Source organism: Streptomyces sp. NPDC021212, assembly GCF_044332925.1.
In the GTDB taxonomy this organism is placed as follows: Bacteria; Actinomycetota; Actinomycetes; order Streptomycetales; family Streptomycetaceae; genus Streptomyces.
Genome location: NZ_JBIRPZ010000003.1, coordinates 16711 through 30915, shown reverse-complemented (window position 1 = coordinate 30915; position 14205 = coordinate 16711). Strand labels below are relative to the sequence as shown.

13 protein-coding genes are annotated in these 14205 nt (G+C 72.9%); 3 read left to right on the top strand and 10 right to left on the bottom strand.

Annotated elements, in window-relative coordinates; translation table 11 throughout:
• Positions 1-2: 2 nt before the first annotated feature.
• The 4 genes from ACH4SI_RS08290 to rsmI all read right to left on the bottom strand — a co-directional run bounded on the left by ACH4SI_RS08290 (position 3) and on the right by rsmI (position 3968).
• Positions 3-1205, bottom strand: coding sequence for a ubiquitin-like domain-containing protein (locus ACH4SI_RS08290; protein ID WP_398294034.1), 1203 nt, complete (start codon positions 1203-1205; stop codon positions 3-5).
• A gap of 233 nt (positions 1206-1438) precedes the next feature.
• Entirely contained in the window at positions 1439-2425 is a 987-nt protein-coding gene (locus ACH4SI_RS08285) for a TatD family hydrolase (protein WP_398294032.1), read from the bottom strand.
• Positions 2426-2497: 72 nt separating this feature from the next.
• A complete protein-coding gene (locus ACH4SI_RS08280; protein ID WP_398294030.1) occupies positions 2498-2917 on the bottom strand; it encodes a hypothetical protein in 420 nt (139 codons plus the stop codon).
• Between the two features lie 172 nt (positions 2918-3089).
• A complete protein-coding gene (gene rsmI / locus ACH4SI_RS08275) occupies positions 3090-3968 on the bottom strand; it encodes a 16S rRNA (cytidine(1402)-2'-O)-methyltransferase (protein ID WP_398294028.1) in 879 nt (292 codons plus the stop codon).
• A 105-nt stretch (positions 3969-4073) separates the two neighbouring features.
• On the opposite strand from rsmI, the gene ACH4SI_RS08270 reads away from it, so the two are divergent.
• Positions 4074-5870: a dolichyl-phosphate-mannose--protein mannosyltransferase gene (locus ACH4SI_RS08270; RefSeq protein ID WP_398294026.1), complete on the top strand. Its 1797-nt coding sequence runs from the start codon at positions 4074-4076 to the stop codon at positions 5868-5870.
• A gap of 155 nt (positions 5871-6025) precedes the next feature.
• Positions 6026-7672: a penicillin-binding transpeptidase domain-containing protein gene (locus ACH4SI_RS08265; protein WP_398294024.1), complete on the top strand. Its 1647-nt coding sequence runs from the start codon at positions 6026-6028 to the stop codon at positions 7670-7672.
• Positions 7673-7750: 78 nt separating this feature from the next.
• Here the strand turns inward: ACH4SI_RS08265 and ACH4SI_RS08260 are convergent, their stop codons facing one another.
• On the bottom strand, positions 7751-8152 hold the full coding sequence (locus ACH4SI_RS08260) for a cupin domain-containing protein (protein ID WP_398294022.1): 402 nt from the start codon (positions 8150-8152) through the stop codon (positions 7751-7753).
• A gap of 192 nt (positions 8153-8344) precedes the next feature.
• Here ACH4SI_RS08260 and ACH4SI_RS08255 point away from each other — a divergent pair, with 192 nt between their 5' ends.
• Positions 8345-9244, top strand: a complete 900-nt coding sequence (locus ACH4SI_RS08255; RefSeq protein WP_398294020.1) for an EamA family transporter — start codon at positions 8345-8347, stop codon at positions 9242-9244.
• Between the two features lie 4 nt (positions 9245-9248).
• Here the strand turns inward: ACH4SI_RS08255 and ACH4SI_RS08250 are convergent, their stop codons facing one another.
• From ACH4SI_RS08250 to ACH4SI_RS08230, 5 genes are all read right to left on the bottom strand, one after another.
• Positions 9249-10031: an SDR family NAD(P)-dependent oxidoreductase gene (locus ACH4SI_RS08250; RefSeq protein ID WP_398294017.1), complete on the bottom strand. Its 783-nt coding sequence runs from the start codon at positions 10029-10031 to the stop codon at positions 9249-9251.
• Between the two features lie 177 nt (positions 10032-10208).
• On the bottom strand, positions 10209-11417 hold the full coding sequence (locus tag ACH4SI_RS08245; RefSeq protein WP_398295184.1) for a serine hydrolase domain-containing protein: 1209 nt from the start codon (positions 11415-11417) through the stop codon (positions 10209-10211).
• Positions 11418-11487: 70 nt separating this feature from the next.
• A complete protein-coding gene (locus ACH4SI_RS08240) occupies positions 11488-12246 on the bottom strand; it encodes an energy-coupling factor ABC transporter ATP-binding protein (protein ID WP_398294015.1) in 759 nt (252 codons plus the stop codon).
• Positions 12243-13007 carry a cobalt ECF transporter T component CbiQ gene (cbiQ, locus tag ACH4SI_RS08235; protein ID WP_398294013.1) on the bottom strand — a complete coding sequence of 255 codons (765 nt, stop codon included), beginning with the start codon at positions 13005-13007 and terminating at the stop codon, positions 12243-12245. The genes ACH4SI_RS08240 and cbiQ overlap by 4 nt, the downstream gene beginning before the upstream one ends.
• Position 13008: 1 nt before the next feature.
• On the bottom strand, positions 13009-14169 hold the full coding sequence (locus ACH4SI_RS08230; RefSeq protein WP_398294011.1) for an energy-coupling factor ABC transporter permease: 1161 nt from the start codon (positions 14167-14169) through the stop codon (positions 13009-13011).
• Between the last annotated feature and the right edge of the window lie 36 nt (positions 14170-14205).

The window sequence follows — 14205 nt, the reverse complement described above, 5'->3', positions numbered from 1 at the left end:
GTTCACTGCCGCAGCTTCTGGCCGCAGTGCGGCCAGGGCGCGGAGCCGCGCTGGACGTACAGCTTCTTGGCCCGGTACGTCTGCTCGGCGGGGGGCGCCTCCTGGGGGCTGCCGTGGCCGCCGAGGGCGTGCCAGGTCTGGCGGTCGAGCTGGTAGAGGCCGCCGTAACGGCCGGAGCTGTCGACGGCGCCCGGGCGGCCGCCGGATTCGCAGTGGGCCATGGCCTGCCAGTTGAGCCGGTCGGCGCCGGCGACGGCGGTGGGCGGGGTCATGGTGCCGACCCGGACGATCCGCGCAACCGGCGCACGGACGACCTCGGAGCGCAGCTTTCGCGGCCGCCGCCGCTCGCCGTTGACGGTGCGCACCCGGTAGAGGGTGCGCCGGGCGCCGGGATGGCCTTCCCTGGCGACGAGTTGAGTGCCCTTGAAGAGGGTGGGGTCGGCGCGCTGGATGGTGAGGAAGGGGACCGGCGTCACGCGGGTCTCCGTCCTGCCGGTGATGCGCACGACGTCCACCGTCTGGCCGTCGCGCGGAAAGCTGTCCAGCGGGACGGACGTGGTGTCGTGGCCGCGCAGGGTGAGCCTGGCCTCGGTGAGCGCTTCGCCCACGGTGGCGGCGTTGGTGCGGACGGGGTGGGTGTGACCGTCGGCGCGGAAGGTGACGGTGCGCTCGGTGCGGACGTCGAGGTCCAGGCCCCGCCGGGTGATGGCGGCGGAGCGGGAGGCCGACAGGTAGGCGCCGTCGGCGCGTACGCCGATTTGGCGCAGCGCGGCGTCGACGGTCTCGGCGGTGGTCCACACCCGTCGGCGTTCGCCGTCGACGGTGAGGGTGACGGGGCGGCCGTACCGGACGGCGATCTCGGTGCCGGTGGTGAGGGGTTGGCCGGGGGCGGGGGCGACGATGTCGTGCGGGTTGACGTCGACGTCCTCGTCGGCGAGCAGTTCGGCCACGTCGTCGGCGTAGGTGTGCAGGACGCGCGTGTGGCCGTCGACGCTGAGCCGTACCGCCTTGTCCTGGGCGACGAAGGCGGAGGTGCCGCCGGCCAGGGCGGCGACCACGAGTGCCTGGGGCAGCAGCCGCCGCACCGGGTCGGTGCGGGCCGGGAGGCGTCCGCGCCGGGCGGCTCGGCGGGCGGCGGCACGGCCGCCCGGGACGCGGTGGCTGCCCTGCGTACGGCTCACGACAACACTCCGGTAACACTCCACGGGTCCACGGTCAGGGCGAGGGCGTGTCCGCTCAGTCGCGTCGGTCAGCACGCGGCGTCTGGTGCGTGCGATCGCAAGGCGGAGGGTCGTCCTCGTAGTGGGTCTACTCGGACGAGCCCGACAACGCAGCGAGCGTGCGTACCAGGCGTCGCAGGCCCGGCGGGACTGCGCGGACACGCCCTGGGTGCCGCGGACTGTAGCGGAGTGTCCGGTTACTCTCCAAAGCGAGTTGACTACTTCGGGTAGTCGAAGACGCGCGCCGTGTTGGCCGCCACGGCGGTCGCCAGGGTGTCTTCGGGGACGCCCTTGACGTCGGCCATGGCCCGCAGGGTGAACGGAATCAGGTACGGGGCGTTAGGCCGTCCGCGGTAGGGCACGGGGGTGAGGAAGGGCGCGTCGGTCTCCACGAGGAGGAGGTCGAGGGGGGCGACGGCGAGGGCGTCGCGCAGCGGCTGGGCGTTCTTGAAGGTGACGTTGCCCGCGAAGGACATGTAATAGCCGTGCTCCGCGCACACCTTGGCCATGGCGGCGTCGCCGGAAAAGCAGTGGAAGACGACGGCGTCGGGGGCGCCCTCCTCGGCGAGCACCCGCAGGACGTCGTCGTGGGCCTCCCGGTCGTGGATGACCAGGGCCTTGCCGTGCCGCTTGGCGATGTCGATGTGGCGGCGGAAGGAAAGCTCCTGCGCGGCCACACCCTCGGGCCCGGTACGGAAGTAGTCGAGGCCCGTTTCACCGACGCCGCGCACCTGGGGCAGGGCGGCGAGGGTGTCGATCTCGGCGAGGGCCGCGTCGAGGGCCCGGTCGCCCCCGGGTTCCCTGGCGCCCCGCCGGGACGAGCCGTCGCGGGGGGTCTGGGGGGCCTGCCCCCCAGAAGGAGGTGTGCCGAGGACGATGCGGGGTGCCTCGTTGGGGTGGAGGGCGACGGTGGCCCAGACGCCGTCGTGGGCGGCGGCGGTGTCGGCCGCCCACCGCGAGCCGGCGAGGTCGCAGCCCACCTGGACAACGGTCGTCACACCGACCGAGGCCGCCTTGGCGAGCGCGTCCTCGACGGTTCCCGTCTGCATGTCCAGGTGGGTATGCGAGTCGGCGACCGGTACCCGCAGGGGGTCCGGGAGCGGGGGCGGAGCGTCCTTTCCCTTTTGCCTGCCGATTTGTCCGCCGTTGTTCTTCCCGCTTCCCGTTCCGCCGCTGCCGCCGTGGGTCGATGCTGATTGCGCCATGAGCGTGATTCTATAAATGCCGATGAATGTCGGGTGAATCACACCTGGCCGCTCAACTGACCCCGGCCGGGCTCATTTGCGCTGGCGTGAAAAGGGGTGCAGGAGATCCGAGAGGTGCCAGTGGTGTCCGCCCCGCCGCTCGCCGTCCGTCGGCGCCTCCGGGGGCGCGGACCGCGGCGGGGTGCGGCGGGCGCTCTCCAGGACCGACGAGACCTGGCCCGAGCGCATGATGCGCACCAGATGCGCACCGCAGTTGACGCAGTCGGGGCTCGTCAGCGGGGACGGGACGCGCGTGCCGTCGGTGAAGTACACGACGAAGGACCGGCCCTCGCCGTCCACGTGGTGCTCGATGTCGTACGACCGTTCCCATCCGTGTCCGCACTTCATGCAGGCGAACGCGTAGGCCTCGTGGGCCACCTCACCGCCCTCCGGGCCCTCGGTGGGACGGGTTATCGGGTGGACGCCGTTCGAGGCTCCCGCTATATCGCTCATGGCAGCTCCTCTTGTCCGCAGGACAAGTCTTCCGGGATTTGGTGAATCCCCTTCGCTTCTCCTCCAGTGGACGCCTTCTCCGGCGGGATCGCAGCAGCTCTTCCCTCTATTTGGCGGAGATTTAGCTGTGCACTATCGAAACCGCCCGAACGGCAGGGCTGCCCTTTGCCTTTCAGTGGTGAGCTTTACCTTCGCGTGGCCCGCCCGCGGCCGCGTTCTTTGCCGCCACGACGGCATCGAAGACCACCCTTTTGGGTACCCCAGCGGCCTGCGCGACGGCCGCGATGGCCTCCTTGCGGCGCTCCCCGGCCTCCTCGCGCACCGCGACCCGGCGGGCCAGCTCGGCGGGACCGGCCTCGTCGGGGCCCGGTTCGGCGGCGCCCTCGACGACGATGGTGATCTCGCCCCGTACGCCCTCGGCGGCCCAGGCGGCCAGCTCGCCCAGCGGGCCACGCTTGACCTCTTCGTACGTCTTGGTCAGCTCCCGGCACACCGCGGCCCGCCGATCCGCGCCGAACACCTCCGCCATGGCGGCCAGGGTGTCGGCCAGCCGGTGCGGGGCCTCGAAGTAGACCAGGGTGCGGCGCTCGGCCGCGGCCTCGCGCAGCCGCCCCAGCCGCTCCCCCGCCTTGCGCGGCGGGAAGCCCTCGAAGCAGAAGCGGTCCACCGGCAGCCCGGAGACGGCCAGCGCGGTGAGCACGGCGGACGGTCCCGGCACCGCGGTGACCGCGATCCCGCGCTCGACGGCGGCCGCGACCAGCCGGTAGCCGGGGTCGGAGACCGAGGGCATGCCCGCGTCGGTGACCAGCAGCACCCGGGCGCCCCCCGCCAGCGCCTCGACCAGCTCGGGGGTGCGCGCCGACTCGTTGCCCTCGAAGTAGGACACCACCCGGCCGCCCGGCTGGACCTCCAGCGCCTGGGTGAGCCGGCGCAGCCGCCGGGTGTCCTCGGCGGCGATCACATCGGCCGCCGCCAGCTCGGCGGCCAGCCGCGGGGGCGCGTCCGCGGTGTCGCCGATGGGGGTCCCTGCGAGTACAAGCGTTCCAGTCACCGGGCCATCCTCGCAGTCCGCTGTTTCCGCCGCGTCGGCCGCCGCGTCCGCGAGACACCACCCGATCCACGCCACACGCACAGACCGCTTCCCTACGATGGCCCGGTGAGCAGTGACACCGCGACCCACGCCCAGCCGGGCCGAGCCGCCGGCCAGCCCCCGCCGGCCTGGCAGCGTCGGCTGCGCCGTTTCGGATACGCGGGCCACGCGCGGCCCGGCGTACGGGAACGGCTGGTCCCGCCGTACCAGGAGCCGGGCACCCGGCTGTGGGAGACGCTCGGGGCTCCCCCCGCGGTGGCGGCCAGAATCGCCCGCTGGAGCGGCTGGGGCGGGCCGCTGCTGGTCGCGCTCGTCGCCGGGCTGACCCGTTTCTGGCGCCTCGGCAGCCCGCAGAACGTCATATTCGACGAGACCTACTACGCCAAGGACGCCTGGTCGGTCTGGCGGTTCGGCTACGAGGGCACCTGGCCGAAAACCGCCAACGACAAGCTCCTCGACACGCCCCAGCACATCCCGCTGAGCGACGCCGCGTCCTATGTGGTCCATCCGCCGGTCGGCAAGTGGGTCATCGGGCTCGGCGAGCAGCTCTTCGGGCTGCACCCCTTCGGCTGGCGGTTCATGGTCGCCGTGCTCGGCACCCTGTCGGTGCTGATGCTGTGCCGGATCGGACGGCGGCTCTTCCGCTCGACGTTCCTCGGCTGTCTGGCGGGCGCGCTGATGGCCGTGGACGGCCTGCACTTTGTGATGAGCCGCACAGCGCTGCTCGACCTGGTGCTGATGTTCTTCGTCCTGGCCGCCTTCGGCGCCCTGCTCATCGACCGGGACAAGGCCCGTGCCCGGCTCGCGGCGGCGCTTCCGGCGGGCCCGGACGGCCCGGACGGCCCGGACGGCTCCGCTCGGCCCGACGCGACGGTCGCCGGGAGCCTCAAGCTGGGCGCGCGGCCGTGGCGGATCGCGGCCGGGGTACTGCTCGGCGTCGCCATCGGCACCAAGTGGAACGGGCTGTACGTCCTGGCCTTCTTCGGTCTCATGACCGTCCTGTGGGACGTCGGCGCGCGCCGCACCGCGGGCGCCGCGCGCCCCTACCGGACGGTGCTGCGCCGCGATCTGCCGTGGGCGTTCCTGTCGACGGTGCCTGTGGCGATCGTCACCTACGTCGCCTCCTGGTCGGGCTGGTTCGCCGCGAGCGGCACCTTCAGCCGGGCGCGCGGCTGGCAGCACAGCGGCTACTTCCGCCACTGGGCCGAATCGGCGAAGCCGGACGGCGGCGGCTACGGCACCGGCGGCGCCTTCGACCGGCTGCTCAACCCGCTGCGCAGCCTGTGGCACTACGAGACCGAGGTCTACAAGTTCCATGTGGGCCTGGACTCGCCGCACGTCTACCAGTCCAACCCGTGGAGCTGGCTGGTCCAGTCCCGGCCGGTCTCGTACTTCTACGAGTCGCCGCGGGCCGGCCAGGAGGGCTGCCCCAAGGACGCCGCCGAGAAGTGCGCGCGCGAGGTGCTGGCCCTGGGCACCCCGCTGTTGTGGTGGGCGGCCTGCTTCGCGGTGCTCTACCTGCTCTTCCGGTGGGCGCTGCGGCGCGACTGGCGGGCGGGCGCGATCCTGGGCGGGATCGCGGCCGGGTATCTGCCGTGGTTCCTCTACCAGGAACGCACGATCTTCTCCTTCTACGCCGTCGTGTTCGTGCCGTTCCTGTGTCTGGCGGTGGCCATGATGATCGGCGCCCTGCTGGGGCCGCCGAGGGCCACCGAGACCCGGCGGGTGGTGGGCGCGGTCGGCGCGGGCGCGCTCGTCCTGCTCATCATCTGGAACTTCATCTACTTCTTCCCGCTGTACACGGGCCAGACGATGCCGATGGACGCCTGGCGGGCCCGCATGTGGCTCGACACCTGGATCTGACCCCGGCTCCGGTCACCGTCCGGTCACCCTCCGGTCGCCCGGAGGGAGCGGTTCCGGTGCGGGCGCGGCGGGTTCACGGGATGCCGGTAGAGTGCTCGGACCGCGGCCCCCATCGCACCGGTGGGGGGACTCGAAGAACACAGTGGGGGTTCTGCATGCGGAGTGGCGCGAGAGCCGCGATCGTCAGTGCGGTGTTCGCCGCCATGGTCGTCAGTGTTGCCGGCTGCGGCAGCGGCCAGGATGAGTCGTCGGGTTCCAAGAACGGCGCGAACGCGTCGGGCGACGAGAAGAACGCCGCGAAGAAGGTGAAGACCGGCCCGCCCAGCGCGGCCGAGGTCAAGACCACCGCCCGTACGTTCCTGGCGGCCTGGTCGGCGGGCGAGACGGCGAAGGCCGCCGCCCTGACGGACGACAGCGACGCGGCCACCGCGGCGCTGAGCGGTTACCGCAAGAAGGCCCATATCGACAAGGTGGAGCTGAATCCGGGGCAGGCCAGCGGCGCCAAGGTGCCGTTCTCGGTCAACGCCCGGATCGCGTACAGCGGAGAGAGCAGCGTCCCCTGGACGTATGAATCCTCGCTGGCCGTGACCCGCGACACCAAGACGGGGAAGCCGGTCGTCGACTGGCAGCCCTCGGTCGTCCACCCCAAGCTGGGCAAGGGCGACACCCTGGAGACCGGCGAGGCCGGGGCACCGCCGATCAAGGCGGTCGACCGGGACGGCACGGAGCTGTCCGCCACCGACCACCCGACCCTCAAGGGCGTGCTGGCCTCGCTGCGCGAGCGGTACGGCAAGAAGGCCGGCGGCAAGGCGGGCGTGGAGACGTTCATCTCCCGCGCCAAGGGCTCCAAGTCCCCCGACGAGACGCTGAAGGTGCTCTCCAAGGGCACCCCGGGCACGCTGAAGACGACGATCGACCCGAAGCTTCAGGCCACCGCCGAACAGCAGGTGAGCAAGAAGAGCAAGGCGTCGGTCGTGGCCGTCAAGCCGAGCACCGGTGAGATCCTCGCGGTGGCCAACTCCCCCGCGAGCGGCTTCAACCCGGCGCTCCAGGGCTCGTACGCGCCGGGCTCGACCATGAAGGTCATCACCTCGGCGACGCTGATCGACAAGGGGCTGGCCGCGTACGGCAAGGCGCACCCGTGCCCGAAGTACTTCAGTTACGGCGGCTGGAAGTTCCAGAACGACAAGAAGTTCGAGATCAAGAACGGCAGGTTCGAGCAGAGCTTCGCCCGTTCCTGCAACACCGCCTTCATCAGCCAGGCGCCGAAGCTGAAGGACGACGATCTGACCAAGGAGGCCCGTGACGTCTTCGGCATCGGCCTCAACTGGCAGACCGGCGTGCCCACCTTCGACGGCGCCGTGCCGACGCAGTCCGCGGCCTCCAAGGCCGCCTCGCTGATCGGCCAGGGCGGGGTGCGGATGAACCCGCTCAACATGGCGTCGGTGTCGGCCACGGCCTCCACCGGCACCTTCCGCCAGCCGTACCTGGTCGCGCCGTCCGTGGACAACCGGACGCTGGCCAAGGCGAGCAAGACGATGAAGTCGAGCACCAAGGACCAGCTGCGCAAGCTGATGCGCCTGACGGCCACTTCGGGCACCGCCGCCGAGGCGATGTCCGGGATGAGCGGTGACTTCGGCGCCAAGACCGGTTCGGCGGAGGTCGACAACCAGAAGAAGCCGAACGGCTGGTTCACCGCCTACAAGGGTGACCTCGCGGCGGCCGGTATCGTCCCCGAGGGCGGCCACGGCGGCGACACGGCGGGCCCCGTCGTGGCGGCGCTGCTGCGCGCGGGCGGCTGACGCCCTTTGGCTACGGCCGCACACGGCTGAGGAGCCGGGCGGGCGCGGTGATTCCGCGTCCGCCCGGCTCTTTTCCGTTCAGTTGAGGGCGTGGCCGGTGGTGCTGTCCACGTGGTCCGGGATCTCGCCCTCGTGGCGGTCCCCGGTCGACGCGGTGCCGGAGGGCTCGAACATCAGGATCGAGCCGCCCGAGGACGACGGCTTGTGCTCGGTGCCCCCGGGGACGACGAAGGTGTCGCCCTTGGCCAGTTCGACGGTCGTCTCCTTTCCGTCGGCATCCCGGAGGGCGATGTCGAAGCGGCCGTCCAGCACGAGGAAGAACTCGTCGGTGTCCTCGTGCACGTGCCAGATGTGGTCGCCCAGAGTGTGGGCGATCCGGACGTCGTAGTCGTTCATCCGGGCGACGATGCGGGGGCTGTAGACCTCGTCGAAGGAGGCCAGGGCTTCGGTCAGGTTGACGGGCGTCGAGTGCGTGGTCATGGTCCGATTGTCGGCGGGCGGACCGGGCCGGGGCTTGAACGCCGGTGCGCCTCTCAGCGGTCCGGCAGCCCCGAAATGTCCTCGCGCGGGCCCGGCGTGCGCCGATAGCGTCGGCGCCATGGCCTCCGACACCTCCGGCACCGCCGCCGCCCACGCCGAGGGGACCGTGGCGGACGTGCGCGACACCACCGCATGACACCGCTCGTCGCGGCCGCGGTCCTCCTCGCGGCCCTCACCCACGCGAGCTGGAACGCCATCGCGCATGGCATCCGCGATCAGCTGCTCTCCTTCACCCTGGTGGGCGGCGGCGGGGCGCTGTGCGGGGTGGGGCTGGCCGTCTTCAGCCCCCTGCCCGCGGCGGGCGCCTGGCCGTATCTGATCGGCTCCGTGGTGATTCACCTCGTTTACTACGTCCTGCTCATGCGCTCCTTCCACCTGGGCGACTTCGGCCAGATGTACCCGATCGCCCGGGGCACCGCGCCGCTGGTGGTGACCGTGCTCGCCGCGGTCTTCGCCGCCGAGACCCCGGACGCCTGGCAGGCGGCGGGCATCGCGGTGGCCTCGTCGGGGCTGCTGGGCGTGGCGCTGTGGGGCGCGCGGGGCGCCCGTACGGCGGAGGGCGCTCCTACGGCGGACAGTGCCCATGCGGCGGGGAGCGGCGGCCCGCACGGGCTCGCCCTGGCCGCCGCCGTGGCCACCGGGCTGTCCATCGCCGCGTACACCGTGGTGGACGGCCTCGGCGTACGCGCCTCCGGCACCCCGCTCGGCTACATCGCCTGGCTGATGATCCTTCAGGGGTTCGTCATCCCCGCCTACGCCCTCGCCACCCGCCGCCGCGCCCTCGCCGCCCAGCTCCGCCCGGTTGCCCTGCGCGGTCTGCTCGGCGGGTTCCTCTCGGTGTGTGCGTACGGCCTCGTTCTGTGGGCCCAGACCCGCGCCGCCCTCGCCCCCGTCGCCGCCCTCCGCGAGTCCTCCATCATCGTGGGCGCGGCCATCGGCACGCTCTTCTTCAAGGAGCGCTTCGGCGCCCCGCGCATCGCGGCGGCGGGCCTGATGGTGGCGGGCATCGGCCTGATGTGGCACCCGGGCTGAGCCGTCATCCGTCCAGGATGACGCTGCGCAGTGCCCCATCCGTCATGGTGATGCCACCGTCCACCGGGAGGGTGACGCCGGTGATCCAGGCGGCGTCGGGGGAGGCCAGGAACGTGATGGCGGCGGCGATGTCGGACGGTTCGCCGACCCGGCGGAGGGGGTAGGCGCCGGCGGCGCGGCGCAGCGCTTCCTCCCGGCCGTCCCAGCCGGGGGTGCGGATGGTGCCGGGGGCGACGAGGTTGACGCGGACGCCGCGGGCGGCGGCGTGGCCCGCGAGGGTGCGGGTGAGGCTCCCCAGGCCCGCCTTGGCGGCGCTGTAGGCGTGGTTGCCGAAGTCCTGGAGGCCGTTGACGGAGCCGACGTTGACGATCGCGCCGCGGCCGTCGGCGGCGGCCAGATGGGGCAGCGCGGCGCGGGCGCAGCGGAAGGCGCCGCCGAGGGTGACGTCGAGGTCCCGGTGCCATTCGTCGTCCGGCTGGTCCTCGAACAGCGGGGTGTCGTCGTGGCAGGAGTAGGCGTTGTTGACGAGGACGTCGAGCCGGCCGAAGCGGTGCACGGCGCGGGCGACGGCCGCCTCCGCGTCGGCCCGCTCGCCGACGTCGCAGGCCAGCGCGTCGGCCTCGCCGCCGTCGGCGCGTAGGGACGCGGCGACGCGGGCGGCCCGTTCACCGTCGAGGTCGGTGACCAGGACGCGGCCGCCCTCGGCCGCGAAGCGGCGCGCGGTCGCCTCCCCGATGCCGCGTCCCGCGCCGGTGACAACGACCGCATACCCCTCGAATCTGCGCACCTGATGCTCCTTCTCGCCGCGTTCCGGACCGGGTCCGCCGGGCCGCGGGCCCGCCGGAGTCACTGCCCGGCCCGGGAGGCGCCCAGTCGTACGGGGGGGGGCTCGGCCGCGGCGCGTACGTGCGGAGAGAGCGTGCGGAGGCAGAAAGGGGCGCGCGGACCGGGCGCAGAACCGCGCCTACGCCTCCTGGGCCGTCAGGGCCGTCCGTACGGCGCGCACCAGGGCCTGCGCCCGTGGGTCCGCCGTGACGCCCCGCTGCATTCCGTTGGTGACGTACGCGAAGCCGATCCGCGTCTCGGGGTCGGCGAAGGCGAGCGAGCCGCCCCGTCCGGGGTGGCCGAAGGAGCCCGGGCCCAGCAGCGGGCAGGCCGGGCCGTGCAGCATGTAGCCGAGCCCGAAGCGGGTCCCGACCACCAGCACCCGGTCCGGCCCGGCGGACTCCTCCGTACGGGCCAGGGTCAGCGTCGCCGGGGCGAAGAGGCGGCCGCCCGCGCGGGTGGTGCGCGCCGACGGCAGCGGGCCGATCAGCGCGGCGTAGAAGCGGGCCAGCGCGTCGGCGGTGGCGACGCCGCCGGAGGCGGGCAGCCCGGCGGCGAGATAGGCGGCGTCGTTCTCGTCGGGCACCGGGCTGATCGCGCCGAACGCGCGCCGGGTCAGCGACTCCGGGTCGGCGTACGCCTCGGCCACCGACCGCTTGGGCCGCAGCCGCAGCCCCTGCGCGGCGGGCGCGGCCGGTGCCTCCACCGGCTCGATCCGGCCGATCCGGTGCAACTGCTCCTCGGGCAGCCCGAGCCACAGGTCCAGGGCGAGCGGCCGGGCGATCTCCTCCGCGATCCAGCGGCCAATGGTGCGCCCGGTGACCCGGCGCACCAGCTCGCTCAGCAGCCAGCTGTACGTCTGGGCGTGGTAGCCGTGGGCCGTGCCGGGCTCCCAGTCGGGGCGCTGGGCGGCGACGGCCCGCGGCCCGGATATGCCGTCGATGGCCTCGGCCGGGGTCAGCGGGGTGTCGAGCGCGGGGATCCCGGCGCGGTGGGCGAGCAGATGCCGCACCAGCACCCGTTCCTTGCCGCTCTCCTTGAACTCGGGCCAGTAGGTGCCGACCCGGCCGTCCAGATCGAGCTGGCCGCGCTGATGGAGCAGCAGCGGCACGGCGGAGGCGACGCCCTTGGTGACCGAACGGACGACCTGCGCGGTGTCCTGGGCCCACGGCGCCTCGTCCTCTGCCTGAGCCGGGTCCTTCGTACCGCCCCACAGGTCGACGGCCTTCTCCCCGTCCCGGTAGAGGACGATGGCCGCGCCGCGCTCACCGCGCTTCGCGAAGTTCTCCGCGAAGGCGTCCCGGACCGGTTCGAATCCGTCGGCCACCGTGCCCTGGACGTCCACCACTGATCCGACTCCCACCCTGCCGATCCGACCGTGCTGCCGTCCTTATGGTGCAACGAGCCCGGCCACGGTCTCAGACCGGGGCCGTCACCGAGCGGGGGTCGAAGCCGAAGGGCAGCTCCAGGCGGTGCTCCCGCATCAGCTCCTGGTCGCACAACAGGTCCTGTGTACCCCCGTCAGCGGCGATCACTCCCCCGCTGAGCACCACGGACCGCGGGCACAGCTCCAGCGCGTACGGCAGGTCGTGGGTGACCATCAGCACGGTGACGTCCAGGGAGCGCAGGATGTCGGCGAGTTCGCGGCGCGAGGCCGGGTCGAGGTTGGAGGAGGGCTCGTCCAGGACGAGGATCTCCGGCTCCATGGCCAGCACGGTCGCGACCGCCACCCGCCGGCGCTGCCCGAACGACAGATGGTGCGGCGGCCGGTCAGCGAACTGCGCCATCCCCACCCGGTCCAGGGCCCGGTGGACCCGCTCCGCCAGCTCCGCGCCGCGCATCCCGGCCGCGGCCGGGCCGAACGCCACGTCCTCGCGCACGGTCGGCATGAACAGCTGGTCGTCCGGGTCCTGGAAGACGATGCCCACCCGGCGGCGGATCTCGGCCAGGTGGGGCTTGGCCACGGGCAGCCCGGCGACCGTGACCGACCCGGCACCCGCCTCCAGGATGCCGTTCAGATGCAGTACGAGGGTGGTCTTGCCCGCCCCGTTGGGGCCGAGCAGCGCCACCCGCTCACCGCGGGCCACGGTCAGCTCGACGCCGAAGAGCGCCTGGTGGCCGTCGGGATAGGCGTAGGCGAGGCCGGACACCTGGAGGGACGGCGGGGCGGAGGTCATACGAGTATCCATCCGGTCAGGCAGACCGCCAGCGCGGTCAGCGGAAGTGCGGCGGCGTAACTCCACTGTGCACGGGACGCGGTCACCTCGTCGATCACCGGCATCGTGCCCGTGTAGCCACGGCTCAGCATCGCCAGATGGACCCGTTCGCCCCGCTCGTAGGAGCGGATGAACAGCGCTCCGGCCGACTTCGCGAGCACGCCCCACTGCCGCACCCCGCGCGCCTCGAAGCCGCGCGAGCGGCGGGCGATCCGCATCCGGCGCATCTCGTCGGTGATGACGTCCCCGTAGCGGATCATGAACGACGCGATCTGCACCAGCAGCGGCGGCATCCGCAGCCGCTGGAGCCCCAGCAGCAGGGCGCGCAGCTCGGTCGTCGAGGCCAGGATGACGGACGCGGCGACCCCGAGCGTGCCCTTGGCCAGGATGTTCCAGGCGCCCCACAGCCCGGACTCGCTGAGCGACAGCCCGAGTACGTCCACCCGCGCGCCCTCCGCGACGAACGGCATCAGCACGGCGAAGGCCACGAACGGGATCTCGATCAGCAGGCGCTTCAGCAGAAACCCGGCCGGGATGCGGGCGGTCGCCGCCACGGCGGCCAGCAGCACGGCGTACAGGCCGAACGCCCAGAGCGCCTCGCGGGGCGTCGCGACGACGACGAGGACGAAGCAGAAGACGGCGGCGATCTTGCAGTGCGGGGGGAGGGTGTGGACCGGCGAGCGGCCCGCGCGGTAGAGCGTGTGCGCGTGTCCCGCGCCCATCTCAGCGCGCCTCGGCGTGGTCGGCGTTGGCGGTGTGGTCGGCGTGGTCGGCGTCGGCCCGGCGCCGCCGTACGACGACGAAGACCCCCGTGCCCACGGCAAGCGTCGCACCGACCCCGATCACCCCGGCGAGGCCGCCGGAGAGCCGGGCGTCGGAGATGTCCTTCACGCCGTAGTCGGCGAGCGGGGAGTCCTTGGCGGCATGGTCCTCGGTCTTCCGGTCGATGCCCTTGTCCTGGGCGACCTTCTCCAGCCCGTCGGGGCTGGCGGAGGCGTAGAAGCTGACGACGCCCGCGCACAGCAGCGCGGCCCCCAGCCCCACCGCCCACACCCGGCGCGCCGAGCGCCGCGGTGCGCCGGGGGCGGGGTCGGCGTCGTCCTTGGCGGCGGGCGCTGCCGTGACCGTACGGGCGGTGGCGGGCGCGGAGGGTGCGGCGGACCCGGCGTTCTCGGTGGACGCCGCCGGGGCCGGGGTGCGCACCGGGGCACCGGTGCGCAGTTCCAGGCGGCGCGCGGTCACTCCGCGCGCGCCGTGGACGAGATCCGGCCGTACGGCCATCACGGCGCCGACCGTCAGGGCCGTGATCGCCGCCTCGCCGATGCCGATCAGTATGTGCACGCCGACCATCGCGGTGAAGACTTTGCCGATCGCGACGTCCGTCGTGCCGCCCAGCGCGTAGATCCCGGTGAAGGCGATGGCGGCGGCCGGGACGGAGAGCAGGGCGGCGGTGAAGGACGCGACGGTGACCGTGCGGCGCCGGTTCGGGGCGAGCTTGAGGACGGCGCGGAAAACTCCGTAGGCCACGACCGTCGTGACGACCGCCATGTCCGTGATGTTGACGCCGAGCGCGGTGAGGCCGCCGTCCGCGAAGAGGACGCCCTGCATGAGCAGCACCACCGAGACGCACAGCACGCCCGTATATGGACCGACGAGGATCGCGGCCAGCGCCCCGCCGAGCAGATGCCCGCTGGTGCCCGCTGCGACGGGGAAGTTCAGCATCTGGACGGCGAAGATGAACGCGGCGACCAGCCCGGCCAACGGCGCCGCCTGCTCGTCGAGTTCGCGCCGCGCGCCGCGCAGGCTGACGGCGACCGCGGCGGCGGCGACGGCACCGGTCGCCACCGACACCGGGGCGTCGATGAATCCATCGGGGACATGCATGGCGGGGCTCGCCTCCTGAGCTGCGGGTATCCGCTC

Excerpts from the sequence above, each read along its gene's own strand:
- ACH4SI_RS08280 (WP_398294030.1), bottom strand. The coding sequence starts at position 2,917 with ATGAGCGATATAGCGGGAGCCTCGAACGGCGTCCACCCGATAACCCGT.
- cbiQ (WP_398294013.1), bottom strand. The coding sequence starts at position 13,007 with ATGGGCGCGGGACACGCGCACACGCTCTACCGCGCGGGCCGCTCGCCG.
- ACH4SI_RS08240 (WP_398294015.1), bottom strand. The coding sequence starts at position 12,246 with ATGACCTCCGCCCCGCCGTCCCTCCAGGTGTCCGGCCTCGCCTACGCC.
- ACH4SI_RS08230 (WP_398294011.1), bottom strand. The coding sequence starts at position 14,169 with ATGCATGTCCCCGATGGATTCATCGACGCCCCGGTGTCGGTGGCGACC.
- ACH4SI_RS08265 (WP_398294024.1), top strand. The coding sequence starts at position 6,026 with ATGCGGAGTGGCGCGAGAGCCGCGATCGTCAGTGCGGTGTTCGCCGCC.
- ACH4SI_RS08260 (WP_398294022.1), bottom strand. The coding sequence starts at position 8,152 with ATGACCACGCACTCGACGCCCGTCAACCTGACCGAAGCCCTGGCCTCC.
- ACH4SI_RS08285 (WP_398294032.1), bottom strand. The coding sequence starts at position 2,425 with ATGGCGCAATCAGCATCGACCCACGGCGGCAGCGGCGGAACGGGAAGC.
- ACH4SI_RS08255 (WP_398294020.1), top strand. The coding sequence starts at position 8,345 with ATGACACCGCTCGTCGCGGCCGCGGTCCTCCTCGCGGCCCTCACCCAC.